Annotated in this window: 24 protein-coding genes and 1 pseudogene; 4 read left to right on the top strand and 21 right to left on the bottom strand. The window is 38.8% G+C overall.

Going from position 1 to position 24,690, the window contains the following annotated elements; genetic code table 11:
* Positions 1-19: 19 nt before the first annotated feature.
* Complete coding sequence (locus LC455_RS12685; RefSeq protein ID WP_223591315.1) at positions 20-952, top strand: Na/Pi symporter; 933 nt, start codon at positions 20-22, stop codon at positions 950-952.
* 25 nt (positions 953-977) lie between these two features.
* On the opposite strand, the gene deoC is transcribed toward LC455_RS12685, so the two are convergent.
* The 13 genes from deoC to gpr all read right to left on the bottom strand — a co-directional run bounded on the left by deoC (position 978) and on the right by gpr (position 15,828).
* Positions 978-1,649 carry a deoxyribose-phosphate aldolase gene (gene deoC / locus LC455_RS12680; protein WP_223591314.1) on the bottom strand — a complete coding sequence of 224 codons (672 nt, stop codon included), beginning with the start codon at positions 1,647-1,649 and terminating at the stop codon, positions 978-980.
* A gap of 91 nt (positions 1,650-1,740) precedes the next feature.
* The gene (gene mtaB, locus LC455_RS12675) at positions 1,741-3,114 is read right to left on the bottom strand and encodes a tRNA (N(6)-L-threonylcarbamoyladenosine(37)-C(2))-methylthiotransferase MtaB (RefSeq protein WP_223591313.1); all 1,374 of its coding nucleotides are present in this window, start codon (positions 3,112-3,114) and stop codon (positions 1,741-1,743) included.
* Between the two features lie 7 nt (positions 3,115-3,121).
* Positions 3,122-3,871: a 16S rRNA (uracil(1498)-N(3))-methyltransferase gene (locus LC455_RS12670; protein ID WP_223591312.1), complete on the bottom strand. Its 750-nt coding sequence runs from the start codon at positions 3,869-3,871 to the stop codon at positions 3,122-3,124.
* A 96-nt stretch (positions 3,872-3,967) separates the two neighbouring features.
* Positions 3,968-4,909, bottom strand: coding sequence for a 50S ribosomal protein L11 methyltransferase (prmA, locus tag LC455_RS12665; protein WP_223591311.1), 942 nt, complete (start codon positions 4,907-4,909; stop codon positions 3,968-3,970).
* 17 nt (positions 4,910-4,926) lie between these two features.
* Positions 4,927-6,066, bottom strand: coding sequence for a molecular chaperone DnaJ (dnaJ, locus tag LC455_RS12660; protein WP_223591310.1), 1,140 nt, complete (start codon positions 6,064-6,066; stop codon positions 4,927-4,929).
* Between the two features lie 120 nt (positions 6,067-6,186).
* Positions 6,187-8,022, bottom strand: a complete 1,836-nt coding sequence (gene dnaK, locus LC455_RS12655; protein ID WP_223591308.1) for a molecular chaperone DnaK — start codon at positions 8,020-8,022, stop codon at positions 6,187-6,189.
* A 33-nt stretch (positions 8,023-8,055) separates the two neighbouring features.
* Positions 8,056-8,652 (bottom strand): nucleotide exchange factor GrpE, encoded by a 597-nt coding sequence (grpE, locus tag LC455_RS12650; protein ID WP_223591306.1) that lies wholly within the window; start codon positions 8,650-8,652, stop codon positions 8,056-8,058.
* Positions 8,653-8,760: 108 nt separating this feature from the next.
* A complete protein-coding gene (hrcA, locus tag LC455_RS12645) occupies positions 8,761-9,792 on the bottom strand; it encodes a heat-inducible transcriptional repressor HrcA (protein WP_223591649.1) in 1,032 nt (343 codons plus the stop codon).
* An 85-nt stretch (positions 9,793-9,877) separates the two neighbouring features.
* The gene (gene hemW, locus LC455_RS12640) at positions 9,878-11,023 is read right to left on the bottom strand and encodes a radical SAM family heme chaperone HemW (RefSeq protein WP_223591304.1); all 1,146 of its coding nucleotides are present in this window, start codon (positions 11,021-11,023) and stop codon (positions 9,878-9,880) included.
* A gap of 69 nt (positions 11,024-11,092) precedes the next feature.
* Positions 11,093-12,928: a translation elongation factor 4 gene (lepA, locus tag LC455_RS12635; RefSeq protein WP_223591302.1), complete on the bottom strand. Its 1,836-nt coding sequence runs from the start codon at positions 12,926-12,928 to the stop codon at positions 11,093-11,095.
* A gap of 116 nt (positions 12,929-13,044) precedes the next feature.
* Positions 13,045-13,371 carry a DUF3679 domain-containing protein gene (locus LC455_RS12630; protein WP_223591300.1) on the bottom strand — a complete coding sequence of 109 codons (327 nt, stop codon included), beginning with the start codon at positions 13,369-13,371 and terminating at the stop codon, positions 13,045-13,047.
* Positions 13,372-13,388: 17 nt separating this feature from the next.
* Entirely contained in the window at positions 13,389-14,585 is a 1,197-nt protein-coding gene (gene spoIIP, locus LC455_RS12625; RefSeq protein WP_223591298.1) for a stage II sporulation protein P, read from the bottom strand.
* Positions 14,586-14,703: 118 nt separating this feature from the next.
* Positions 14,704-15,828, bottom strand: a complete 1,125-nt coding sequence (gene gpr, locus LC455_RS12620; RefSeq protein ID WP_223591296.1) for a GPR endopeptidase — start codon at positions 15,826-15,828, stop codon at positions 14,704-14,706.
* A gap of 218 nt (positions 15,829-16,046) precedes the next feature.
* Between gpr and rpsT the strand changes: the two genes are divergently transcribed.
* Complete coding sequence (gene rpsT, locus LC455_RS12615) at positions 16,047-16,307, top strand: 30S ribosomal protein S20 (RefSeq protein ID WP_223591294.1); 261 nt, start codon at positions 16,047-16,049, stop codon at positions 16,305-16,307.
* A 38-nt stretch (positions 16,308-16,345) separates the two neighbouring features.
* Here rpsT and holA read toward each other — a convergent pair whose 3' ends face one another.
* Complete coding sequence (gene holA / locus LC455_RS12610) at positions 16,346-17,362, bottom strand: DNA polymerase III subunit delta (RefSeq protein WP_223591292.1); 1,017 nt, start codon at positions 17,360-17,362, stop codon at positions 16,346-16,348.
* 301 nt (positions 17,363-17,663) lie between these two features.
* Here holA and LC455_RS12605 point away from each other — a divergent pair, with 301 nt between their 5' ends.
* Positions 17,664-17,798 (top strand): YqzM family protein, encoded by a 135-nt coding sequence (locus LC455_RS12605; protein WP_223591290.1) that lies wholly within the window; start codon positions 17,664-17,666, stop codon positions 17,796-17,798.
* 77 nt (positions 17,799-17,875) lie between these two features.
* On the opposite strand, the gene LC455_RS12600 is transcribed toward LC455_RS12605, so the two are convergent.
* The 3 genes and pseudogenes from LC455_RS12600 to LC455_RS12590 form a co-directional block, all read right to left on the bottom strand.
* Positions 17,876-20,203, bottom strand: coding sequence for a DNA internalization-related competence protein ComEC/Rec2 (locus LC455_RS12600; protein ID WP_223591288.1), 2,328 nt, complete (start codon positions 20,201-20,203; stop codon positions 17,876-17,878).
* 88 nt (positions 20,204-20,291) lie between these two features.
* Positions 20,292-20,738: pseudogene (locus LC455_RS12595) on the bottom strand (ComE operon protein 2); the annotation flags it as partial.
* A 73-nt stretch (positions 20,739-20,811) separates the two neighbouring features.
* Positions 20,812-21,459: a helix-hairpin-helix domain-containing protein gene (locus LC455_RS12590; protein ID WP_223591284.1), complete on the bottom strand. Its 648-nt coding sequence runs from the start codon at positions 21,457-21,459 to the stop codon at positions 20,812-20,814.
* A gap of 87 nt (positions 21,460-21,546) precedes the next feature.
* Here LC455_RS12590 and comER point away from each other — a divergent pair, with 87 nt between their 5' ends.
* Positions 21,547-22,371 (top strand): late competence protein ComER, encoded by an 825-nt coding sequence (gene comER, locus LC455_RS12585; protein WP_223591282.1) that lies wholly within the window; start codon positions 21,547-21,549, stop codon positions 22,369-22,371.
* Positions 22,372-22,442: 71 nt separating this feature from the next.
* On the opposite strand, the gene LC455_RS12580 is transcribed toward comER, so the two are convergent.
* Genes LC455_RS12580 through LC455_RS12565 form a run of 4 tightly spaced genes read right to left on the bottom strand, consistent with a single transcriptional unit; the run spans position 22,443 to position 24,677 of the window.
* The gene (locus tag LC455_RS12580; protein ID WP_223591281.1) at positions 22,443-23,195 is read right to left on the bottom strand and encodes a class I SAM-dependent DNA methyltransferase; all 753 of its coding nucleotides are present in this window, start codon (positions 23,193-23,195) and stop codon (positions 22,443-22,445) included.
* Entirely contained in the window at positions 23,192-23,548 is a 357-nt protein-coding gene (rsfS, locus tag LC455_RS12575; RefSeq protein ID WP_223591280.1) for a ribosome silencing factor, read from the bottom strand. The genes LC455_RS12580 and rsfS overlap by 4 nt, the downstream gene beginning before the upstream one ends.
* Positions 23,549-23,551: 3 nt before the next feature.
* Positions 23,552-24,118, bottom strand: a complete 567-nt coding sequence (yqeK, locus tag LC455_RS12570) for a bis(5'-nucleosyl)-tetraphosphatase (symmetrical) YqeK (RefSeq protein ID WP_223591279.1) — start codon at positions 24,116-24,118, stop codon at positions 23,552-23,554.
* The gene (locus LC455_RS12565) at positions 24,108-24,677 is read right to left on the bottom strand and encodes a nicotinate-nucleotide adenylyltransferase (protein ID WP_223591278.1); all 570 of its coding nucleotides are present in this window, start codon (positions 24,675-24,677) and stop codon (positions 24,108-24,110) included. The genes yqeK and LC455_RS12565 overlap by 11 nt, the downstream gene beginning before the upstream one ends.
* Positions 24,678-24,690 lie beyond the last annotated feature (13 nt).

Below are 24,690 nucleotides of genomic sequence, written 5' to 3'. Positions count from 1 at the left end.
AGGGAGGGGGGCCTTAGACATGCTATACATATTATTATTTGTCCTTTGTATTTTATTATTTATTTTTGGAATGACCATTATAAGGTTTGGCTTATTTAATTTATCAGCAAATAAATTGAAAACATGGCTGATTAAACTAACAAGTTCTCCGTTAAAGGGAATGCTGACGGGAACCTTTGTAACGGCCCTGCTGCAAAGCAGCTCAGCTGTAATGGTGATTACCATTGGATTAATTTCAGCAAAGATTATGACATTCCCACAGTCAATTGGTATCATTCTTGGTACCAATATTGGGACTACCTTTAAAACAGAGTTAATTACCTTTAATTTGGATGCCATCCTTGTTCCTTTGGCTATTTGTGGCGCCGTCCTGATTTTGTTTAAAAACAAGAAGGCACGGAGTATTGGAATGTTGACATTTGGAATCGCCTCGGTTTTTACAGCAATGAAGGGGTTCGAATTATTGGCCCATCCTTTAACCTCGATGGACTTTATTAATAAATTTATTTTGTCCATTAACGACAATATTTTCTTAAGCTTATTAACAGGGACTATTATTACGGCCATTATTCAGTCTAGTACGGCAATGACCGGAATCGCCATGGGTTTTTTAACGGCAGGATCGCTCCAGCTGGACGCGGGAATTGCCATTGTGCTTGGAGCAAATATTGGGACTTGTATTACGGCCGTTATCGCCTCAATCGGGGGAGGAAAGGAATCTAGATTGGCAGCTTTCGCTCATGTTTGGCTAAATGTAATTGGTGTCTTGTTATTTATTCCGTTGATTCCGACTTTAACGGATCATGCCCTATTACTAGCTAATCGAAAAGATGTGCAATTAGCACATATTAGTGTGATTTTTAATGTAGTGTCCTCCGTGCTCATCCTTCCTTTTGCAACTAAATTTGGTGAAATGATATTATTTTTACACGATAGGAAACCAAATAAATAAGACGGCCATGCTCGGCCGTCCTTCTTTAATAATCTGCAGTCACTTTAAGTCCATTAATAATCGCTACACTTGAACTGGCTCCAATTCTTGTGGCACCAGCTTCAATCATCATCTGGGCATCCTCAGTACTACGAACACCGCCAGAAGCTTTCACACCAATATCTGGCCCAACTGTCTTTCTCATTAAGGCAATATCCTCAAAGGTTGCTCCTCCAGTTGAAAATCCAGTGGATGTTTTCACATAATCAGCACCTGCTTTTACTGATAATTCGCAGGCACGAATTTTTTCATCTTTCGATAAAAGACTTGTTTCAATAATTACCTTCGTAAGCGCTTTGCCTTTCGTTGCATCTACTACTGCACGAATGTCACTTTCTACAAGTTCATCATTCTTATCCTTTAAAGCACCAATATTAATGACCATATCCACTTCATCCGCGCCATGATCAATCGCATTTTTGGTTTCAAACGCTTTTGTTTCGGGAGTGGAAGCCCCAAGAGGAAAGCCAATAACAGTACATACCTTCACAGCGCTTCCTTGTAATAATTCCTTTGCTGTGCTGACCCATGTTGGGTTTACACAAACAGAAAAGAATTCGTTTTCTCTAGCCTCTTGGCAGAGCGTTTCGATTTGATTTCTTGTCGCTTCAGGCTTTAGTAAAGTATGGTCAATCATTGCAGCAACATTATTAGCCATTTTACAAGCTCCCTCCAATTTAGATAAGAAAGAATATGCTGCTGAAAATAGTATGCCCTGAACCAAAAGAAAAAAGGACCTATATTGGTCCTTAGATTGCTGCTTCTTCATTTGTAAATATTTCTTCTTTTACTAATTTCGTGTCCTCAACCACACGGACAAACTGCCCTTCATTGTAAGGGTAGCCTGCTTTAGTAATTTTTACTTTAACGATTTTTCCGATCATATCTTCTGTTGCAGGAAAAACGATCTTCAGATAATTATCTGTATAGCCTACAAATAATCCTGAATTGCCTTCTTCGTTAAATGCCTCTTCCGGAATCACTTCTAATACTTCGCCTTCAAACATGGAGGCGTATTCTTTAGCCAATTGATCAGAAAGGGAAATTAAGCGATGTACCCGCTCATTTTTTACCTCTTCATCCACTTGGTCGTCCATCCGGGCAGCCGGAGTACCCGTGCGTTTTGAGTATGGGAATACGTGTAGTTCAGAAAATTTATGTTCGTTAATAAAATTATAAGTCTCCATGAACTCTTCCTCAGTTTCACCAGGGAAGCCGACAATAACATCAGATGTAACAGCAAGGCCAGGGAGGACCTCTTTTAACCGGTCTAATCTTTCACCAAAGAACTCCATTGTATATTTACGGCGCATTCTTTTTAAAACCGTATTTGAACCTGATTGCAACGGAATATGCAAATGGCGGACAATAATATTGGAATGTTTAATTACCTCAATCACTTCATCGGTAATCTGGCTTGCCTCAATTGATGAAATGCGCAGTCGCTCTAAACCTTTTACTTCTGCTTCTAAATCACGAAGTAAAGCTGCGAGATTATAATCCTTCATATCTTCACCATAACCGCCTGTATGAATTCCAGTTAAAACGATTTCTTTGTAGCCGGCATCCACTAGCTGTTGTGCTTGGCGAATGACTTCTTTTGGGTCGCGGGATCTCATTAAACCACGGGCCCATGGAATAATACAGAAGGTACAGAAATTATTGCAGCCTTCTTGAATCTTTAAAGATGCACGTGTTCTATCTGTAAACGAAGGAACATCAAGTTCTTCATAAACACGATTTTTCATAATATTACCGACACCATTAATCGGCTGGCGTTCAACCTTGTACTGCTCAATATAATCAAGCATTTTTACACGATCTTGTGTACCTACAACAATATCCACACCAGGGATGGCCATTATTTCCGCTGGAGACGTTTGTGCATAACAGCCTGTTACACAAATAACGGCATCAGGATTTTTTCGCACAGCTCTTCTAATTACCTGACGGCTTTTTTTATCTCCAGTGTTGGTTACTGTACATGTATTGATAATGTAAACGTCCGAGATAGATTCAAACTCAACTCGGTCATAACCTTCTTGCTTAAATAATTGCCAGATTGCTTCCGTTTCATAGTGATTTACTTTACATCCAAGTGTATGAAATGCAACTGTTGGCATTGATTGTTCACCTCATTAATTCAAAATGGTAGGAAATCGCCGCGAGCGCATATAACGGCGCGGTTTCCGTTCTCAATATTCGCGGCCCTAATCCACACAAGTTAAAACCGTTGCCTTTAAAGGCTTTGACCTCTTCTTCTGATAATCCTCCTTCAGGACCAAACACAATCAGGAGGGATTCCCCGCTTTGCATTTTCTGAAGTGTTGCAGAAAAAGTAGACGTTTCACCACTTCTGCTTTCATCTTCAAATGCCGCTAATTTATAATTAAATTCCTTACTTTTTTCAAGCAAAGCTTTGAAATTCATCGGATTCAAAACTTGGGGTACAAGATTGCGATGCGATTGTTCGGCAGCTTCTTTAGCAATTTTTTGCCATCTCTCTATTTTCTTAGCTGCTTTTTTCTCATCCCATTTCACAATTGACCGAGCGGCAGAGTATGGGAGGAACTGATGTGCGCCTAATTCTGTTCCTTTTTGAATAATCCACTCAAGCTTGTCCCCTTTAGGAAGACCGCTGGCAATTGTAATTGAAATCGGCAGCTCTGAAATCTCCATTTTCCATTGTACAACGTCTGCAACGACTCTTTCATCGGTAATTTCTGCAATTTTGCAGACAGCGGATTTTCCATCCGGGTCGACACAAATGATTTGTTCACCAATATCCATGCGCATAACCTTAATAATATGATGACGGTCATCAGCATCAATAACAAAACGGTCTTCATTTGCTCGGTCTTTAACAAAGTAGCGTTGCACACGATGCACCCTCTCTAAAAACATTTACGCCTTATTTTACTAAATGTAAGTTCATTTTGAAAGCAGAAAAAGGGGTTAATCCCCTTTCTCAAATAGTTATTTCCTTTTTGCAATAATGGCAACCCAATCTTCCATTAAAATGGTTTCTATGATCTCAAAGCCTGCACTTACAATTGCTTCTTTAACTAACTCTTTCTTCTGCTGAATGATTCCCGATGCAATAAATGACCCGCCTGGCTTAACCACCCGCGCAACATCGTCTGTAAAGCGCAAAATCACTTCAGCTAAAATATTCGCAACAATGACATCCGCTGAATTTTCCTCAACACCATCCAGCAGATTATTTTGCGAAATGGTAACCGTATCACTGACTTTATTTAATTTAATATTTAATTTCGCCTGTGCCACAGCCACCTCATCAAGATCATACGCCCGAACATCCTCAGCACCAAGCTGCGCCGCAGCAATGCTTAAAACACCTGAGCCCGTTCCAACATCAATAACCCGGTCTCCAGGAAGGACTGTCCGTTCAAGTGCTTGAATACACATAACCGTTGTCGGGTGGGTTCCAGTCCCAAATGCCATGCCTGGATCCAATTCAATGATTAATTCGTCGCTGCTGACAGGTTTATAAATCTCCCATGTAGGGACAATTGTAAATTTCTCAGAAATTTTAACTGGATTATAATATTTTTTCCAGGCTGTTGCCCATTCCTCTTCATTTACCTCACTGATGGTGACTTGGTTTAAACCTAAATCGATATCATAAATAATTAAATTATTAATCGATTCTTTAATGGCCTCGACTGTTTCACCTAGAAAGCTGTTAACTGGAAGATATGCTTTTACTATTACGCCTTCTTCCGGATAGTCATCAGGATTGAGTTGGTAGATTTCCCCGAATTGATCTACCCTTTCCTTTGTCAATTCGAATGGATCTTCAATCACTACACCGCTCGCACCAGCTTCATGCAATATATGTGAAATAGGTTCGATCGCTTCATTTGTTGTGTGGATACTAATTTCTGACCACTTCATTCTACCAACTCCAATCCTTACTCGCCTTTAAAGGCACGTTTTACTTTTGAGAAAAAGCTTTCTTCATGTTCACCTATTGGGGCCGAACCACTGGCTTCAGCAAACTCACGTAAGACCTGTTTTTGCTTATCGTTGAGCTTGGTTGGGGTAATGATACGTACCTGAATATGCTGATCCCCAACACCGTATCCACGGACATTCGGAACCCCTTTTCCCTTCAGGCGGAATCTCGTTCCCGTTTGTGTTCCAGCTGGTACCTTCAGCTTCACTTTACCATGCAGGGTTGGGACTTCAATTTCATCACCTAGAGTAGCTTGCACGAATGTGATCGGCATCTCGCAGTAAATATCATCGCCATCTCTTTCAAAAAACTCATGCTGACGGACATGGAAGACAACATAAAGGTCTCCGGCTGGTCCTCCATTGATACCCGCTTCCCCTTGCCCAGACATTCTTAATTGCTGGCCGTCGTCAATTCCCGCTGGGATTTTCACATGGATTTTCTTGCGTTTCTTCACTTTTCCTGTTCCGCCGCAGGTTGAACATTTATGTTTAATTTCTTTACCAGATCCATTACAGTGATGGCATGTGCGACGATTCACAATTCTGCCAAATGGAGTATTCTGTTCAACATTTAATTGCCCGGACCCCTGGCAATGTTTACATGTTTCAGCATTAGTTCCAGGTTTAGCTCCAGAACCGCTGCAGGTACCACATGTTTCTTCACGAGGAATTTCAATATCGGTCTCTTTTCCAAACGCTGCTTCTTCGAAGGAAATCGTCATTGTATACTGCAGGTCTGCTCCTTGTCTTGGAGCATTCGGATCACGTCTTCTTGAGCCGCCTCCACCGCCAAAAAAGGTGTTAAAGATGTCTTCAAAACCGCCAAAACCGCCGCCGAAATCACTGCCGCCGCCAAAGCCGCCAAAACCTTGATTTGGGTCGGTATGGCCAAATTGGTCATAATGAGCCTTTTTCTGATCGTCACTTAAGACTTCATATGCTTCAGCAATTTCTTTAAATTTATCAGCTGCATCTGGCTCTTTATTAATATCTGGATGATACTTTTTTGATAGTTTACGATATGCCTTTTTTATTTCATCCTTTGAAGCGCCCTTAGCTACACCTAGCACCTCATAGTAATCCCGTTTACTCATGATTACCACTCCCGAATCTTTCACATAAAGATTATTCTAACATCGTTATTAGTGCTATTGCAATAAAAAAGCCAAAGCAGCTGAACTGACTTTGGCTTTTATCTTTATTTTCACAGCCTATTACTTATCATCTTTAACTTCTTCAAATTCTGCATCAACGACATTATCGCTCTTGCCAGCAGTGCTGCCGCTCTCTTGACCGCCTTGCGCTGCTTGCTGCGCTTGTGCTGCCTGCTCATATAGCTTAACTGTCAAAGCTTGAACGATTTCTTGAAGAGCATCCTTTTTAGTACGGATTTCATTAAGATCATTCTTCTCAATGGCTTGTTTTAAAGCATCCTTTGCTTCGTTAGCTTTCGCAACTTCAGAAGCGTCTACCTTGCCTTCAAGATCTTTTAACGTCTTTTCAGTTGTGAAGACAAGTTGGTCAGCTTCATTGCGAAGCTCCACTTCTTCTTTACGTTGTTTGTCAGCTTCTGCGTTTTCTTCTGCTTCTCTAACCATCTTTTGAATTTCTTCATCAGATAGACCAGTTGATGATTTTATAGTAATTTGTTGTTCTTTATTTGTGCCAAGGTCTTTCGCACGAACGTTTACAATACCGTTTTTATCAATATCAAATGTAACTTCGATTTGCGGAATTCCACGTGGTGCTGGTGGAATATCTGACAACTGGAAGCGTCCTAATGTTTTATTATTTGCAGCCATTGGACGTTCCCCTTGAAGAACATGGATATCAACAGCAGTTTGATTGTCTGCAGCGGTAGAGAATACTTGCGACTTTGATGTAGGTATAGTTGTATTACGATCAATTAGTTTTGTAAAGACTCCACCCATGGTTTCAATACCAAGTGATAATGGAGTTACGTCTAGTAGAACAACATCCTTCACATCACCAGTGATTACGCCGCCTTGAATGGCAGCACCCATCGCAACCACTTCGTCAGGGTTTACACCGCGGTGTGGTTCTTGACCGGTAGCTTTTTTAATTGCCTCTTGAACAGCAGGAATACGTGTTGAACCACCTACAAGGATTACTTTATCAATCTGTGAAGGAGTTAAACCTGCATCACTTAAAGCTTGACGTGTAGGACCCATAGTGCGTTCCACAAGATGTGCTGAAATTTCTTCAAATTTAGCGCGGGACATGCTGACTTCAAGGTGAAGCGGGCCAGCTGGTCCAGCCGTGATAAATGGCAATGAAATTTGCGTTGAAGTTACACCAGAAAGGTCTTTTTTCGCTTTTTCAGCTGCATCCTTTAAGCGCTGCAACGCCATTTTATCTTGAGAAAGGTCGATACCATTTTCTTTCTTGAATTGCTCTACTAAGTAATCAATAATAACTTGGTCAAAATCATCTCCGCCAAGACGATTATCCCCAGCAGTTGCTTTTACTTCAAAAACACCGTCACCAAGTTCAAGGATAGAAACGTCAAATGTACCGCCGCCAAGGTCATAAACCAGAATCGTTTGGTCTTGGTCCGTTTTATCTAAACCGTATGCAAGTGCAGCAGCTGTTGGCTCGTTGATAATCCGTTCCACTTCAAGACCGGCAATTCTGCCAGCATCCTTTGTTGCTTGACGCTCAGCATCATTGAAATAAGCAGGAACAGTAATAACCGCTTTTGTAACTGGTTCGCCAAGATAGTCTTCTGCATAGGACTTTAAATATTGAAGGATTGCTGCAGAAAGTTCTTGAGGAGTATAGTTTTTCCCTTCAACCTCTACTTTGTAATCAGTACCCATATGGCGTTTAATAGATATAATCGTATTTGGATTTGTAATAGCTTGGCGTTTTGCCACTTCCCCTACCTGACGTTCGCCATTTTTAAAGGCAACAACAGAAGGAGTTGTGCGGTTTCCTTCTGGATTAGGGATAACTTTTGGTTCTCCGCCTTCAAGTACAGAAACACATGAGTTTGTTGTACCAAGGTCAATACCGATAATTTTACTCATTACCTTTTCCTCCTAGATAAAATATGTAAACTTTTATTGATTGACTTTAACCATAGATGGCCGGATGACTCTATCTTTTAATAGATAGCCCTTTTGAAACTCCTCAATGACAATGTTTGAACCATAATTTTCATCTTCCCCCTGCATGACTGCCTGGTGCTGATGTGGATCAAATTCCTTGCCAACGGCTTCAATTGGTTCAAGACCTTCTTTTTTCAAAGCATCTACCAAACTGCGGAATACCATATCCATTCCTTGCAAAAGAGATTTTGTTTGCTCATTGTCAGCTTCCACTTTCAATGCTCTTTCAAAATTATCTAAAGCAGGAAGTAAATCCATAATTAATTTTTGTGCTCTATATTTTTCACTCGCTTCTAGATCGAGTTTAGTACGGCGACGGAAATTATCAAAATCTGCTTGAAGACGAAGATAACGATTATCTGCTGCATCTAACTTTTCCTGAAGCATTTGAATTTCTTTAAGTTGTTCTTCAAGAGGGGTCACCGCTTCTTGTTCAACATTTTCCTCTTCAGCAAAAACTGGCTCAGCCACTTCTTCTTCAGTAAGTTCAACTTTTTCTTTTAATGTTTCTACTTCTTCATTTATGGTATTGTTCTTTTCATTTGTCAACTTACTCACCTCCCTTAAAGAATTACTCGCAAGCTAGATTAAAATACATTTCCATAGTAAAGGGGGTGAAATAAACAGGCATTTCACCCTTACTCAATATTACCAGTGCTAATTATTTTGATACAGCTTAGTTAAGACTTCAGTTAAATCATGGCTTAATAATTGGAGCAGACTGATGACTCGGGAATATTCCATTCTGGTAGGTCCAAGAATCGCGATTGTTCCTAAATTTTCTGCTCCAACAGAATAAGAAGCCGTGATTAAGCTGCAATTATCCATTGCACTCACATTATTTTCTTTGCCTATTTTCACATTGATTCCAGATGAGTTTTTCCTTATTAAATTATAAATCCACTCTTCCTGATCAATCATCGTTAAAAGACTTCGAATTTTTGTAATATCATGGAATTCCGGCTGACTTAACATATTGGTTTTTCCGCCAAAGAATAACTTTTCATTAATTGGCATTTTAAAGGTTTCACCAATGGTGTGCAGCATTAAATCATAATTATGGATATGCTGCCTTAAAAGAACAGCTACCTCTTTATAAATCTTATCGTTCAGATCTTCGAGAGAAACTCCTGCTAAACGATCATTCAATATATTCACCGTTTTCTCCAAATCACTAATATCTATAGACGGTGGTAATGAAAAGGAGCGGTTCTCAACATGCCCTGTATCCGTAACAAAAATAGCGACCGCTGTATCTTTGTTTAACGGAATGATTTGTATCCTTTTTAACTTATTAATACTGACAGCCGGCCCTAGAACGATTGATGTATAATTAGTTAAATCCGATAAAATTTTAGCAGATCTTTGAATGATTTTTTCAAACTCAAAAATTTTCTCAGCAAAAATCGATTGAATAATTGAAATATCCTGCTGATTTAAAACCTGAGGCGAAAGCAAATGATCTACATAATAACGATAACCTTTTTCAGAAGGCACACGACCTGATGAGGTATGCGTCTTTTCAATAAACCCCAATTCTTCGAGGTCGGCCATTTCATTTCGTATGGTTGCTGAACTAAAGGAGATTTCCTCCTTTTTCGACAGACTTCTTGAGCCGACAGGTTGTGCAGATCGAATAAAGTCATCAACAATAACCTGAAGAATTAACAATTGACGATCTGTTAACAACATTCATCACCTCTGTTAGCACTCCTTGTTACCGAGTGCTAATTATATTAATAAATTATCAAAAAAGGGGGGATGGTGTCAATCATTACACATCACATACTCCTAAAAAGGTTTGAAAAACTTCATTTCCTAAAAGACGCCCCTTTTTAGTTAAATATATATGGTCATCAGAGACTTCAATCCAATTTTTCGAAACAAGCTCCTCAAGCTGATGTTTAAATATTTTTAAAGGATTTCGGTCAAATTTTCCGGTAAAATGAGAGATCGAAATTCCGGCTGTTTTACGCAGCCCAAGGAACATCTCCTCTTCCATTTGTTCCGAAATGCTTACTTGATTTTCCTCTAAAATAGGCATTTCACCTTTTGTTATGAGATCCATATATCTTTTCAAGGGACCCACGTTTGAACGCCTTAGTCCATTTAGATAACTATGTGCTCCTGCTCCAAACCCATAGTACTGTTCATTATTCCAATAGGTAAGATTGTGCCTGCTTTCATAGCCAGGCTTTGAAAAATTACTAATTTCGTACTGGGAAAATCCATGTTTCTCCATTTCTTCCATTAATAATTCATACATTGCTGCTTCTGCATCTTCACCGGGGGTCGGCAGACTACCTTTTTTCAATAAATTATAAAAAACCGTTTTGGGTTCAATAATTAGCGAATAGGCGGAATAATGAGTAATATCGAGTGTGAAGGCCTCTGTTAAAGATTCCTTAAAGTCTGCAATTGTTTGAGTTGGCAGGCTGAAAATAAGATCAATGCTGATATTCTCGAAACCTACGGATTTTGCATTTTCAACTGATTGGTATACGTCTTTCGCCCGGTGCACACGGCCAATTTTTTTTAGCAATTCTTCATTAAATGTTTGGACACCAAGACTAATTCGGTTTACACCTGCATCCTTTAATATTTGCAGTTTTTCCTTTGATAAATCTCCTGGATTCGCTTCAAAACTAAACTCCAAATCTGTGCTTTTAGGTAATCGTTCATTAATACTTTCACAAAATCGCTGCAACTGCTGCTCATTTAAGGACGTTGGTGTGCCGCCGCCAACAAAAATGGATTGCAGTTCATCTGTTGGATATTTTTGAAGTGTCAACTCCATTTCGCGATCCAGTGCCTGTATATATTCATCAACCGGCTGTCCTTTCAAAAACACTTTATTAAAATCACAATAATGACAGATATGCTCACAGAAAGGGATATGAAGGTATGCTGCTTTTATCAAGTTTTTCACTTCCTAATAAAAAGAGGCAGGGTTCACCATATTTGGCTAGTCCTTACCTCTCTTTCATGTTTATTTTTTTGTATTATTATCGTCCATTTTTAAGACGGCCATGAAGGCTTCCTGCGGTACTTCAACAGAGCCAACTTGTTTCATCCGCTTCTTACCTTCTTTTTGCTTTTCCAACAGCTTCCGTTTACGAGAGATATCTCCCCCATAACATTTAGCCAATACGTTTTTCCGCATTGCTTTAATCGTTGAACGAGCAACAATTTTTTGACCAATTGCAGCCTGAACAGGTACTTCAAATTGCTGCCTTGGAATTAATTCCTTTAGTTTTTCAACAATTACTTTTCCTCGTTCATAAGCAAAATCCTTATGCACAATGAAGCTTAAGGCATCCACTTTTTCAGCGTTTAACAATATATCCATTTTAACCAGACTAGATGGTTTGTAACCAATTAATTCATAGTCAAAAGACGCGTATCCCCTTGTGCCAGATTTCAATTGATCAAAGAAATCATAAACTATTTCTGCCAATGGAATTTCATAAATAATACTTACGCGATTTTCACCTTGGTATTGCATATCAATAAAGATTCCGCGTTTTAATTGGCAAAGCTCCATAATCGCCCCTACATATTCATTAGGAGCCATCATGGTTGCTTTTACATAAGGCTCTTCTACACGATCAATTTTCTGAGGATCCGGTAAATTAGAGGGGTTATCTACCTTTAATTCAGTTCCATCTGTCATGTGTACATGATAAATAACACTTGGTGCAGTGGTAATTAAGTCTATTTTGAATTCACGCTCAATCCGCTCTTGAATGATTTCCATATGAAGAAGGCCTAAGAAACCACAGCGGAAACCAAAACCAAGCGCTTGGGATGTTTCCGGTTCAAATTGAAGGGCGGAATCATTTAACTGAAGCTTTTCAAGGGCTTCACGAAGGTCATTAAATCTAGCTGTATCGATTGGATAAAGTCCGCAATACACCATTGGATTTAGTTTCCGGTAACCAGGAAGAGGTTCCGTCGTTCCATTTTTCGCATTCGTAATTGTATCACCAACACGAGTATCTCCGACATTTTTAATCGATGCTGTTAAAAAGCCAACATCACCAACGGTTAATTCATCGAGTAACGTTGTTTTAGGAGTAAATACTCCAACTTCATTTACTTCGAACTCTTTTCCAGTGGCCATCATTTTAATCTTATCGCCGACTTTTACTGATCCTTCAACGACACGGATATAGGCAACAACACCACGATATGCATCATATAATGAATCGAAAATGAGAGCCTTCAATGGAGCTTCAGGGTCTCCAGTTGGAGCAGGAACAGTCTTTACTACTTGTTCAAGTATATCTTCAATACCAATTCCTGCTTTAGCAGATGCTAAAACTGCTTCGGAGGCATCTAAGCCAATTACTTCTTCAATTTCATTTCGAACCCTTTCAGGTTCAGCACTTGGCAGGTCTATTTTATTAATAACTGGTAGAATTTCAAGGTTATTATCGAGGGCAAGGTAAACGTTCGCTAGTGTCTGTGCTTCTATTCCTTGTGCTGCATCTACGACCAATATTGCCCCTTCGCAGGCAGCAAGGCTCCTTGATACCTCATACGTAAAATCGACGTGCCCAGGTGTATCAATTAAATGGAAAATATATTCTTCTCCATCTTTTGCTTTATATTTAAGCTGGACGGCATTTAACTTAATCGTAATGCCTCGTTCTCGTTCAAGATCCATTGAATCGAGCAGCTGGTCTTTCATTTCACGTGATGAAAGAGCATTGGTTTTCTCTAAAATCCGATCTGCCAATGTTGATTTACCATGGTCAATATGGGCAATAATCGAAAAATTTCTAATCTTTGATTGTCGTTTGAGTTTTTCTTCTTTGTTCATGTCGTTCACTCCTACTATACTCGCACATGTACACTATTTTTGATTATATCAGCAGGGAAATCAAGATTCAATGAAATTCTAAAAGCGGCCTGTGTAATGGGCCGCTTTCAAAGTTTTTATTCGGTAATTTGCTTTATTAGTTTTCCAGAGGCACCTGAGAGCCCGTCTGATAATTTCTTTCCCATTGAGGAAAAAAAATTAAAAGCGCTTATTTCTTCTAGCTTCTTCTTTTTTGCTTCTATATCATGACTGGAAATATCTTTCCCAAGAAAGGTTGCATTTAAGTCTTTGTCCGTTTCATTGATAGAAACGGCATTTTGAAAATTCGGATCATCATAGCCTTTCATTTTATGAATTCCATCATTAGCCAATTGCATTCCTGCTAAAACGGAGATAAACATTAGCACTGCAACCCCTAAGCTTTTTAGCATGAACATCTTCATAAGCATGCTCCCTACTTCTATTGTTTATTCTTTGATTGTTCAACATCCTGATTAACCTTTTCGGCTTGCCAGAAATATTCACTAAACACGTCGGCCAGCGCATCGGCAGAACGGTTTAATTCTTCGAATGTATTATCTACACCGCCAAATTCGATTAAGATCGCATTATCTGAAAGGTTTTGATTATAAACTGCATTTCCACCCATCTTCACGATCACACCCCTGCTCAAACCCTTATATTTTTTTTGCAAAAGGTTATGGAGTTCAGTTGCTAGCTTTTCATTTTTTTCATGATTCGCATTTTTGCCGCCAATAATAAATGCAAGCTTTGCGTAGGACTTGCCATTAATGGTAACAGTTGTTTGAGGTTTCCGTTTAGAATCTCGATGAATATCGATAAAATAATGTAAATCACGATCTGTCGCCATTGCCGTTTGTACAATTGAGCGGGATTCTTGGTAAGAATTTACATAATTTAAACCTTTTTTATTTAAGTTCGCCTGTACATCTGTCTTATCTAAAAAGGTTCCAATTCCTCTATCCTCTAAACTTGTTTTTAGATGATCGCCAATTTTTGTCACGTTGATTTGCGAATGATAGGCTAAATCCGGGTTGGTGACACCTTTAAGATATGGTAAATAGGATTCCCGGTTATGTGTGAAGTAAAGGTATACTACTTTTCGATCTCCTGTTGTCTGCCCAGGTGTTGGACGGGGATTATCATCATCCGGCTTGTCCAAACCCTCTACATTTTGCAAGGCTGCCTCACGTTCCGCTTTCATAATTTCGATTGGCGGCGAGGATTCTATTGGCATATTGGTGTAATTCGTTCCCTCACCAGCCACAACAATTTGTCCATCAAATTGAAAAAATCCAGGCAATTCCCGGCCAAGCAAGCTTCGTGGATCATTCAAATTAATATTGCTTGACAGCTTAAATACTAAATTGGTTAATTTAGGGGCAGTTGTCCAATTGTTATCAACCTTTAAAAAATGATGATTTTCCCAACCCATCAATTGATACAGCAGTTCACCGTTCACCTTCATCGTCGCTTGGTTAACGGAAGTCGACATTAATCGATATTGTGGTTTTAACGAGGTTAACAACCCACTTATAGAGAAAATCAATAGCAAAAACACAAAAAGTGCAGCACCGGCTTTCAATAGACTTGTCCCTTGCACCATTACAAACGTTCCTGAAGATTTAGATTTCATGGTTCCACCTCGCAAAACGGATTCTAGTAAATCCTATGACATTGCTAGAGTTGGTAGAACCACATTTTAAAAAATAAGAGATTTCATCGAGGGGCCAAAATGGCCCCTTAAATTTATGCTATCTCGTATAGTATCCAGCATTCTCCTGATCAACTGCACTGTGGAGCGAAGAATTCAATCCATTAGCAATTAAATTAGCCATATCTTCAATAAAAACATCGACTTCCTTAGGTGTAACCATTAAATTATGGCCAAGCGGGGACAAAACTTCATAAATTAACTTTCTTTTCTCCTCATCAGGAAGTGTCCCAATCATTCCAAGAAAGGTTTTCCGATGCTTTTCTTCAGGCATATCTTCTTCTGTCAATTTGCGTCGTTCACCAAAGCTCATTCCTGCCGGAGCAAGTGCACGTGATGGACGATTTCCTTCCTTCATCTCTTTACCAAAATGTTTTAGAATGAAGTCAATCGTGTCACTTGTAATGGAAACAGCATCCACCACTGTGGGTACACCAATGGCGATTACAGGAATTCCTAATGTTTCTTTACTTAATTCCTTTCGTTTGTTTCCTACCCCTGAACCAGGATGTATGCCTGTATCGGAAATTTGAATGGTAGAATTAACCCTTTCGATTGAACGAGATGCCAAGGCATCAATCGCAATCACGAAATCAGGCTTTGTTTTTTCTACCACCCCAAAAATAATATCGCTCGTTTCAATTCCTGTTAACCCCATTACTCCAGGTGAAAGAGCGCTGACAGAGCGATATCCTTCCTCAACATTTTCCGGCTGGAGTTGAAAAAGGTGACGTGTAACCAGGAGATTTTCACAAACCATGGGTCCCAGCGCGTCTGGCGTTACATTCCAGTTCCCCAACCCAACTACAAGACAGGAATCCGTTTTTTTAATTCCTGAACCTTCTAAAAAATGAGAGAATTCTTTGGCAAAAATCTCCTCAACCTTTTGCTGCACCTCTGTGTTCTGCTGGCGAATCCCTTGAACTTCCAACGTTAAATACCTGCCAGCTTTTTTTCCAAGCTGCTCTTCACCTTGTTTTGTAACTTCTACTAATGAGATTTTTATATCATCAACATCTTTTTCTTTGATGATGACGCCTTCAATTTGTGAAAGATTTTCCTCCTGCTGTACAGATCCACCTCTGCCAGCAAGCACCATTTCCCTTGCTTCAATCGCTAAATCTGTTCGAACAGAATACTGACTTAAGTCGACAGACTCACCCATTTCAGATCACTCCAATCAAAAAATTTCCTTAAATATAGAAACTATTTCCTATTTTTACCCCTTTTCGATAAAAACATGCAGGGTAAACTAAGTAACAAGGTAATTTCTATATTGCAATATAGGGTCCCATTTGATAAAATATCTCTTGTTGCGAATTATGAATAATGAATGTTAAGTCGAGTTCATATAGTCTCGATTCTTTGTAGGAGGTGAAAGTAATGCCTAACATTAAATCTGCTATTAAGCGTGTAAAAACAAGCGAAGCTCGTAATGCTCAAAATACAACTGCTAAATCTGCAATGCGTACTGCTGTTAAGAAAGCAGAAGCTGCTATTTCAACTAACGATGCAGCTGCTGCAAAAGAAACATTAGTAACTGCTGCTAGTAAATTAGACAAGGCTGCTGCAAAAGGTCTTATCCATAAGAACGCTGCTGCTCGTAAAAAATCTCGTCTAATGAAAAAAGCTAACTCTCTATAATAAAAAAAACGGTTCCTTATTTAAAGGAATCGTTTTTTTTATTTCTTTAAGCGAAACAATAGCATTTCGATTAATAAGGATTTATTCATTCCACCCGTTTTCATCTGATAGTCTGCTTCGGCAAGGAGACCCATCAAATGGGATAAGTCCTCATCAGTAAAGCTGGCTGCCTGTCCGAGAGCAAGCTTTACACGGAACGGGTGAGTTTTCAAATACCCCGCAATTTGCTGTTGACCGTATCCTCTTCTTGAGAGCTCTTTTACCTGATAAATCAATCTAAATTGGCCAGCCAGAAGAGCCAGTATTTTAATCGGTTCCTCATTTTGTTTTAACAAATCAAAATAAATTCTTAATGCTTCATCCAGTTTCCGCTGAACTACCTTTTCAACTAAGGTAAAAATGTTTTGCTCAAGTGACCTTGCAACTAATTGCTCAACAATCGTTACATCAATTCTTTTTTTCTCTGCAGCATATAAAGCCAGTTTTTCTATTTCACTTGAAAGCATAAACATATTGGTTCCGCTAAGTGCCAGCAATTGATCAATCGCGTCTTGCTCGAATTCAATTCCACTGGATTTCGCCCTTGTTTTCACCCAGTTTTTTAGTTCAAACTCATTTAATTTCTTCGCTTCTACAATTTCAGCGTTCCTTTTCATTTCTTTTGTGATTTTCTTTCGTTCATCCAATTTCTCATACGGAGCAGAAATAACCATAATCGTATATGGTGCCGGCTCCTTTAGATATGCCTCAAATCGTGTTAAATTATGGTCCACTTTTTCTTTTGTTTTTTCGGCCGTTAAAAAAGCAGGATTATGTAAAAAAATAACCTTTCTATCACCAAGAAAAGGGAAGGTTTCTGCATCTTCTAAAGCTAATTCGATAGGTGTTTCCTCTAAATCATAAGCAGCGAAATTAAATTCCTTCTCCTCTTCCCCTAAAACAGTGTTTAAAAGGAGTTGTTTTGTTTCATTGATTAAAAATGCCTCTGTTCCATATAATAAATAAATAGGGGCAAATTCCCTTTGCTTTATTTTTTTCCAAACATCTAATACCATTTGCCAAGCTCTCCCCTTCAATTCACTCACATATTATCGTAAAGAAGCTTGGACGATTTGACAAGTACTTAAAGGGAATTGGCGCTTTCTAAAAAGTGCCAATTCCCGATCTATAATGAACGCAGCATTAAGGCCCTAGGAACTTCTTAATGCCTGCGGAATTTCTTTGTAGTCATAGTGTAGCCCGCGGCTAATCAAACTATTTTGACAACACTTGTCAGTTATTGAAAGCAATTTGAGGCAGGCTGGATTTTTTCAAGCGAATGGCTTATACTATATCTTGAAATAGGAGGGGTAAATTGTGAACGAATTTGAAAAAAACATTATAAGTAAACGTAACGATGCAATTGATTCTGGAGTTGGCTTTGGGGTTTCTTTTGGCTTTTTTGCCATCATGTTTATTATTGCAACAGTCATTAAATTAATCGGATCTTAATAAATAGCTACATATGAAGAACTAAAAAGGGCTGCAGTAAATGCAGTCTTTTTTAGTTCTGGGATAATTGCTATATCCTATGGCAAATAGGTTGAAAAGGTTCCTTTTCTCTGGTAAAAACGATACGTAATCGCCCCTTGTATATCAGTGCGGTATATCGTAATATTAGCCGCCCTTAATCGCTCGAGCACTTCCTGATGGGGATGACCAAATCGATTATGCTCACCAGCAGAAATTAACGCAATACTCGGCTTTGTTTGATGAATGAAAGATTCAGCGCTAGATGTTCTGCTTCCGTGGTGTCCCGCCTTAAGTACATCTATTTTTAAATGAGGATAGTTTTTGAGAATTGCTTTCTCTCCTTCCTGGTCTATATCACCTCCAAAAAACCAGCTAGCACCCCTAATTTGAGCAATTATGGAAATCGAACCACGATTCCGTTCACCCTCAAAATTATTTTCTGGTGAAAGGATATAAAATTCATTGTCCCCACTGTTCCAATGACTTCCGTTTGAGACTTTAATTACAGGTATCCCTTTCTGTTTTGCCAAACTAACAATGGCACTTTCTGTATCCGAAGGATCGCGAACAGATGGCATTAGAATTTGATTTACTTTTATCTCCTTTAAAATGGAAAATGCCCCCCCAATATGATCCATATCACCATGGGTAAGAATAAGTTTATCGATCTTCGTAATGCCTTTTCCCTTTAAGAACGGAACCACCACATCTCGTCCCACTTCATAGGGTTTTCCCTTCTCTTTCCAGCTTTCCTCTGTAAATTGCATCGTCCCGCCGGTATCAATAAGGTAGGTGCCGCTATTGTGTGGAAAATGAAGCAAAATGCTGTCACCTTGTCCGACATCAATCATCGTTACTTCGCCAAAAGGATTAAGAAGGTTCCAAAAGGGCTGAAAAATAAATAACACGATCGTAATAGAAATTAGCTGCGCATTTCTTTTGAAAGTGGGCTTGGATTCCCAAATACAAAAAATCCTGAAAAGAATGAGAATATAAATGATAAGGAGAAATAAGTTTGGCCTTCCTGGAACAAATGAAATAATGGAAAAGTCAGCCATAATACCAATAAGATGATTGAAAAAATTTATTATCAATAAAAATAGTGAGATTAGAAATGACGGGGTATGGTAAAAAATGAGTTGAATGAAAAACAATAAATATAAACCCGGCAGGTAAACAAAAGAGAAAAGCGGAATGTATAACATATTGGCGAATATCCCAATCATGGACATGCCGAAGTAATGATACAGTATAAAGGGAAGTGCCGCCAATTGGGAAATGACTGACGTAACCAGCATCTGTGCCCAATTTGTGAGATATCCTTTAAGGATTGAACTAGATGACAAAATAATGACAAAGCTTACGGAAAAGGAAAGCTGAAAACCGATATCAAAAAGAACCAGCGGACTAAAAAAAATATATAACATAAATGCCAAACTTATAGCATCAATCGGCAGAAGCTTGATACTTCCTTTCCATTTATCCGTGATTAAAATGAGTAAAATCATAAGTGCTGCCCTTATAACCGACGGAGATGCTCCAGTTAAGATTACATAAATCGGAATCACAATAAGTAAGAAATTCAACATGAACTGCCGGGTTAAACCTATTCGAATGCCCATATAAAAAACCATTCCAATAAGCAAAGAAACATGCAGTCCTGAAATAGCTAGTAAATGGACAATTCCCGTTTGTTGATAATCCCCAAGGAGTTGACTGTCAAGCATACTTCTATCACCAAAAATTAAAGCTGAGGACAGTGATGCGATTTCAAGCGGAAAATGTTTTTCAAGGTAGTGTTCACCCATAAAACGAAGCTGTTTAATTATGACTGTTGCGGACTGATGAACTGGAGCGCAATTCTGAAGGGGACTTCCTTGGATTTCAACAATCCAAAAGATTTCTTTAGCGGATAAATAATTGCGGTAATTAAAGCCATTAGGATTTTTGGCCACTTTCGGTTTTTCCAAAGTGCCAGAAGCCTTACATTTATAACCATAAAAACTTTTACTATGTAACAGGTTTTTTTCTTGTTCGGTTTGGATGTAATAGCGGATTAATATTTTCTCTTTGTACCGTTTTTCGAAAGCCTGAACCTGCAACAAATCCCCATCAATTTTGGGATCTTGAGTATATTCAAGCAAAAAGGCTGTTTCTGATTCTGGAATCTTTGTTTTGTTTTTAATAACAGCAGAATGTCCAGCGAAAAAAAATATAAAAACAATAGCCATCAAAAACAATAGTTGTTGATTGTTAAATCTCTTGTATTTATATAAAACATAAAGATAGGTTAAGGTTAAAAGAAAAAAAGGAAAAAATTTACTTAGTACGCTTAACTCCGCTAAAAAGGCAGCAATTGCAAAATACACATATTTATCGTACATGATTTTTCTCCAATTTTGAAGTAATTTATGAGGGAAGAGATTCGCCGGCGATTAAGCCGGCGATATTTGAGGATTATTGATTAACCTTTCGAAAATCGATAAATGATTCAGTTAGTTCTACTTTTTCTACCTTTACATTTGCTTGGTCAAATAATTCGATGGCATGAGGGTGATTCTTATAATCCTCAGCATAATAGACCGTTTTAATGCCCGCCTGGATAATGGCCTTACAGCATTGTAAACACGGAAAATGGGTAACATATATCTCAGCATTTGCTGTTGGGACACCAAACTTGGCACACTGCAAGAGTGCATTCATTTCCGCGTGGATGGTTCTAACACAATGGTTATCGATTACATAGCATCCTTTATCAATACAATGGTCACCGCCAGCAATCGATCCGTTGTAGCCTCCGGCAATGATTCGTTTATCTCTGACAATTGTTGCCCCCACTGTAAGACGGGTACATGTGCTTCTTAGTGCGAGCAAATGACTTTGTGCCATAAAATATTGATCCCAGGAAATCCGCTTCATTTTCTCCCACTCCCTTGAAAAAATCTTTTTATTAAAGTGTAAACGGCTTGTACGATTTGGTCAATTGGCATATTTAATGAACATCGACCAAATCCTTTAACTTTTCGAAGGTTTTATCACCAATCCCGCTTATATTCTTTAAATCCTCTACCGCTTTAAATGGGCCGCTCGTGTTCCGGTATTCAATGATTGCTGCTGCCTTTGAAGGTCCGATTCCCGGAAGGTTTTGCAATTCATTTTCATCGGCTTTATTAAGATTAATTTTCCCCTCATTTTGAGCCACACCGCCAGATAAGGGTGTACCTCCCGAAGATACTGGTGCAGCGCCCGTCTCCCCCTTCGCTGGAATATAGATAACCATTTCGTCCTGGACATGCTCAGCAAAATTCACCTGTCCCTGATCAGCTTGGTCTGTTAATCCGCCAGCCCGGCTGATAACATCAATTACCCTTTCACCTATGTTGGCTTGATAAACCCCAGGCTGCTTAATTTGTCCCTTAACATCCACCATAATTTTATCAGGCACTTTCGATTGTTTTTCCTGCTGATTATTTTCCCCTTCTTGTTCGTTTGTCTGAGAGGTGGTGTTTTCCAAACTCACGGTTTGGTTGGATGTGGACGGGGCATCATTACCGATATAAAAGAAATAATAAAGTCCGCCAAAAACAATGATTGCAGCAAGGATAACATATAACTTGTGTTCATTTAACCAGTCTTTCAATTGGATTCATCCTTTCTGAAGGTATATTTCACTATTGGTTTTCATATTGTTATAAGAGAATCTTTCATGTGAAGGAGGGTCGTATCAATGAATATAGGCATCATCGGTACCGGAAATATGGGGACGATTTTAGTCGAGGCTTTGATTGATGGAAAAGCAATCTCCCCTTCTTCAGTAATGATTACAAATAGAACAAAGTCAAAAGCGATGCTGCTTAAAGAAAAATATAAAAATATAAAAATTGCGGCGAATGCAGTGGAAGTTGCGGCAGAGTCCGATTTAATATTTATTTGCGTGAAACCATTACAGATTTTTAAAATACTTGATGAGATAAATTCATATTTAGGCAAGGAAAAATGCCTCGTTTCCATAACAAGTCCAGTCAGTACAAGCCAAATTGAAAAAAAAGTTTCCTGTTCCGTCGTCCGAGTAATCCCTAGTATCACAAATCGGGCATTGGCTGGGGTTTCATTAACTACCTTTGGAGAAAATTGCAGCGATTATTGGAAAGTAGAAGTGGAAAAATTAATAACGAAGATATCTGTGCCAGTTTCAATTGATGAAAAAATTACGAGAGTTGCCTCTGATATTGTTAGCTGTGGACCTGCATTCTTCAGCTATTTACTTCAGGGTTTTATAAAAGCAGCGGTGAAAGAAACGGAAATTGATGAAGAAACAGCGACAATATTTGCCAGTGAGATGGTCGTGGGGCTCGGTGAATTGTTAAAACAAGGTCATTATACCTTACCGTCACTTCAAGAAAAAGTTTGTGTAAAGGGCGGGATAACAGGTGAAGGAATAAAAATATTGGAAAATGAGGTTGGCGATATGTTTGAACACCTGTTTCAAGCCACACACGCGAAGTTCAAAGAAGACCTTTCAAAGGTAGAGGGACAATTCTTTAATAATTAATTCGCCAAATTAAGACAAAATCCTTCTATATTTTTATAAAAAAGCCATCTTTTTTTAAAAGATGGCTTAGATTATTTTTTCCTAGCGGTAAAAAAGATCCTTTCAGAATGATCCTTTGGAGCAAAATTTTCAAAATCACTACTAATATCTAATATGTCGAAGCCGGCATCATTCAACCAATTCGAGTATTGTTGAACAGAATAGGTCCGTTGTAAATGAAGCTCATCATAACGGTCATATTTTCCCGATTTTTCATCCAATACAAAAAAGCTAAGTTCATGTTCCACACTGTTAGGTTTTTCACCAGGGAAACTATTCCAGATATATGACACATGGTCATCACTATGAGCAAAAGTCTGATTGATGAAAACCTCGGTCATTTTGTAGATCGAGTGCACATCAAAAATAAAAATTCCAGTTTGACTTAAATGCTTGTATACATTTAAAAAGGTATTCTTTATCTCATCCTCTGATTCAAGATAGTTCAATGAGTCACAAAAAATACCGATCACATCAAATTCTCCATGGCCCTCTAAATCAGCCATGTTTTGTTGAAAGAAAGGAATCTTTATTCCGGCTTTCTCTCCTTTTGTATGAGCGACAGCCAGCATATCAGCAGACAAATCAACACCGGTCACTTGATAGCCCTCCTCTGCAAAACGGACCGAAAGCTCTCCCGTTCCGCAAGCTAAATCAAGTAATTTTATTGACCCTTCGCTAATACCATATTTTACAAGTTTATCTTTGACAAACTGGATCCACTCATCATACGGTGCATCCTGCATCAGTTCATCGTAAAGATAAGCGAACTGTTCATAACTCATGAATTTAGCTCACTGCGGATATCTTCTAATGGAGCATCGCCCCATAAGCGTTCTAAATTATAATAGCTTCGTTCATCACGATGGAAAACATGGGCCACAACATCCCCTAAATCAATCAATACCCATCTAGCTTCATCAAAACCTTCTATCCTTTTAACATCATACCCATTTTCCTGCGCTTTTTCTTTCATCTCTCTGGCAATAGCCTGAACTTGTTTATCCGAATTTCCATGGCAAATAATAAAGTAGTCCGCAATTAGGGAAATTCCCTTCATATTTAAAGCCATTATATCCTCTGCCCGCTTATCATCTGCGGCCTTTACGGTAATCTTTAGTAACTCATGTTTATCCATTAATCAATCCTCCAAATTTTTTATTAGGTCATTATACGTATGAAAAGTATCCGGGTATACCATTTGATTCTTTTTCATTAAAAATACAATTGTATTTTGAACTGCTTTAATTAATGCTTTATCTAAGCTTTCCTTTGCCATTTCCCTTACATCATCGACCCCCGGAAAATGTCTTCCCGGTTCAATATAATCGGCCAAATAAATAATTTTTTCAAGAAGTGTCATTCCCGGCCTGCCGGATGTATGGTAACGGATTGCATCCAAGACATCACGGTCCGATATGCCTGCTTCCTTCTCAACTAAATATGTACCAACAGGTGCATGCCAAAGTTCAGCATTATATTCGAGCAAATCCTGCGGAAAACCCTTTGCAGCAATAATATCTTTCATTTCTTCCTTTGGGCGAAATTTTGCATAATCATGAAAAATCGCCGCAAGTTCAGCTTTTTTTTCATCTGCACCATATCGATTAGCTAAGATAATGGCGGTTTCCATTACCCCTAAGGTATGCTGGTATCGATGTTCAGTTAATTGTTTCTTTACTAACTGTAAGGCCCTTTCACGTTCCATATAAATGTTTCTCCTCAATATAAGAAATAACGGAATCTGGCAGTAAATAACGAACCGTCTTCCTGCTTTTTATTCTCTCTCTGATCATGCTTGAAGAGATATCAATCGCGGGTACGTCTACATATAGGACAGGGTAATTGGTTTGATGGCTATAATGAGGCCGATCCACGCCAACAAATTGAACGAGTTTTACGAGCTCATCAATGTTATGCCATTTTGGTAAATACTCAATCATATCTGCCCCAATAATAAAGAAGAATTGATGGTCAGGAAATTCGTCATTGATTAACTTCATAGTCTCAACTGTATAAGATGGACCCTCCCTTTCAAGTTCAATGGACTGAATTTGAAAAGCATGATTATCTCCTAAAGCTAACTGAAGCATATGAAGCCGATCTTCATTTTTTACTGCATCAGATTTTTTCTTGTGTGGAGGCTCCTGATTTGGCATAAACCAAATCTCATCTAGCTGAAGAGCAAAAAGAACCTCGTTTGCAATCAAAAGATGTCCGAAATGCGGCGGATCAAAAGTACCGCCTAAAATCCCAACTTTCTTCATGCTCCACCACCTT

The organism is Neobacillus bataviensis, assembly GCF_019969725.1.
The sequence above is the reverse complement of the archived record's forward strand: the minus strand, read 5'-3'. Positions and strand labels throughout refer to the sequence as shown.

Bases quoted from the DNA above. Each gene is read 5' to 3' on its own strand.
- mtaB (WP_223591313.1), bottom strand. From the start codon at position 3,114: ATGCCAACAGTTGCATTTCATACACTTGGATGTAAAGTAAATCACTAT.
- gpr (WP_223591296.1), bottom strand. From the start codon at position 15,828: ATGGGTGAGTCTGTCGACTTAAGTCAGTATTCTGTTCGAACAGATTTA.
- LC455_RS12580 (WP_223591281.1), bottom strand. From the start codon at position 23,195: ATGAGTTATGAACAGTTCGCTTATCTTTACGATGAACTGATGCAGGAT.
- LC455_RS12600 (WP_223591288.1), bottom strand. From the start codon at position 20,203: ATGTACGATAAATATGTGTATTTTGCAATTGCTGCCTTTTTAGCGGAG.
- dnaJ (WP_223591310.1), bottom strand. From the start codon at position 6,066: ATGAGTAAACGGGATTACTATGAGGTGCTAGGTGTAGCTAAGGGCGCT.
- yqeK (WP_223591279.1), bottom strand. From the start codon at position 24,118: ATGGAACGTGAAAGGGCCTTACAGTTAGTAAAGAAACAATTAACTGAA.
- LC455_RS12685 (WP_223591315.1), top strand. From the start codon at position 20: ATGCTATACATATTATTATTTGTCCTTTGTATTTTATTATTTATTTTT.
- comER (WP_223591282.1), top strand. From the start codon at position 21,547: ATGAATATAGGCATCATCGGTACCGGAAATATGGGGACGATTTTAGTC.
- deoC (WP_223591314.1), bottom strand. From the start codon at position 1,649: ATGGCTAATAATGTTGCTGCAATGATTGACCATACTTTACTAAAGCCT.
- LC455_RS12565 (WP_223591278.1), bottom strand. From the start codon at position 24,677: ATGAAGAAAGTTGGGATTTTAGGCGGTACTTTTGATCCGCCGCATTTC.
- holA (WP_223591292.1), bottom strand. From the start codon at position 17,362: ATGGTATTAGATGTTTGGAAAAAAATAAAGCAAAGGGAATTTGCCCCT.
- LC455_RS12630 (WP_223591300.1), bottom strand. From the start codon at position 13,371: ATGAAGATGTTCATGCTAAAAAGCTTAGGGGTTGCAGTGCTAATGTTT.
- prmA (WP_223591311.1), bottom strand. From the start codon at position 4,909: ATGAAGTGGTCAGAAATTAGTATCCACACAACAAATGAAGCGATCGAA.
- rpsT (WP_223591294.1), top strand. From the start codon at position 16,047: ATGCCTAACATTAAATCTGCTATTAAGCGTGTAAAAACAAGCGAAGCT.
- spoIIP (WP_223591298.1), bottom strand. From the start codon at position 14,585: ATGAAATCTAAATCTTCAGGAACGTTTGTAATGGTGCAAGGGACAAGT.
- rsfS (WP_223591280.1), bottom strand. From the start codon at position 23,548: ATGGATAAACATGAGTTACTAAAGATTACCGTAAAGGCCGCAGATGAT.
- lepA (WP_223591302.1), bottom strand. From the start codon at position 12,928: ATGAACAAAGAAGAAAAACTCAAACGACAATCAAAGATTAGAAATTTT.
- dnaK (WP_223591308.1), bottom strand. From the start codon at position 8,022: ATGAGTAAAATTATCGGTATTGACCTTGGTACAACAAACTCATGTGTT.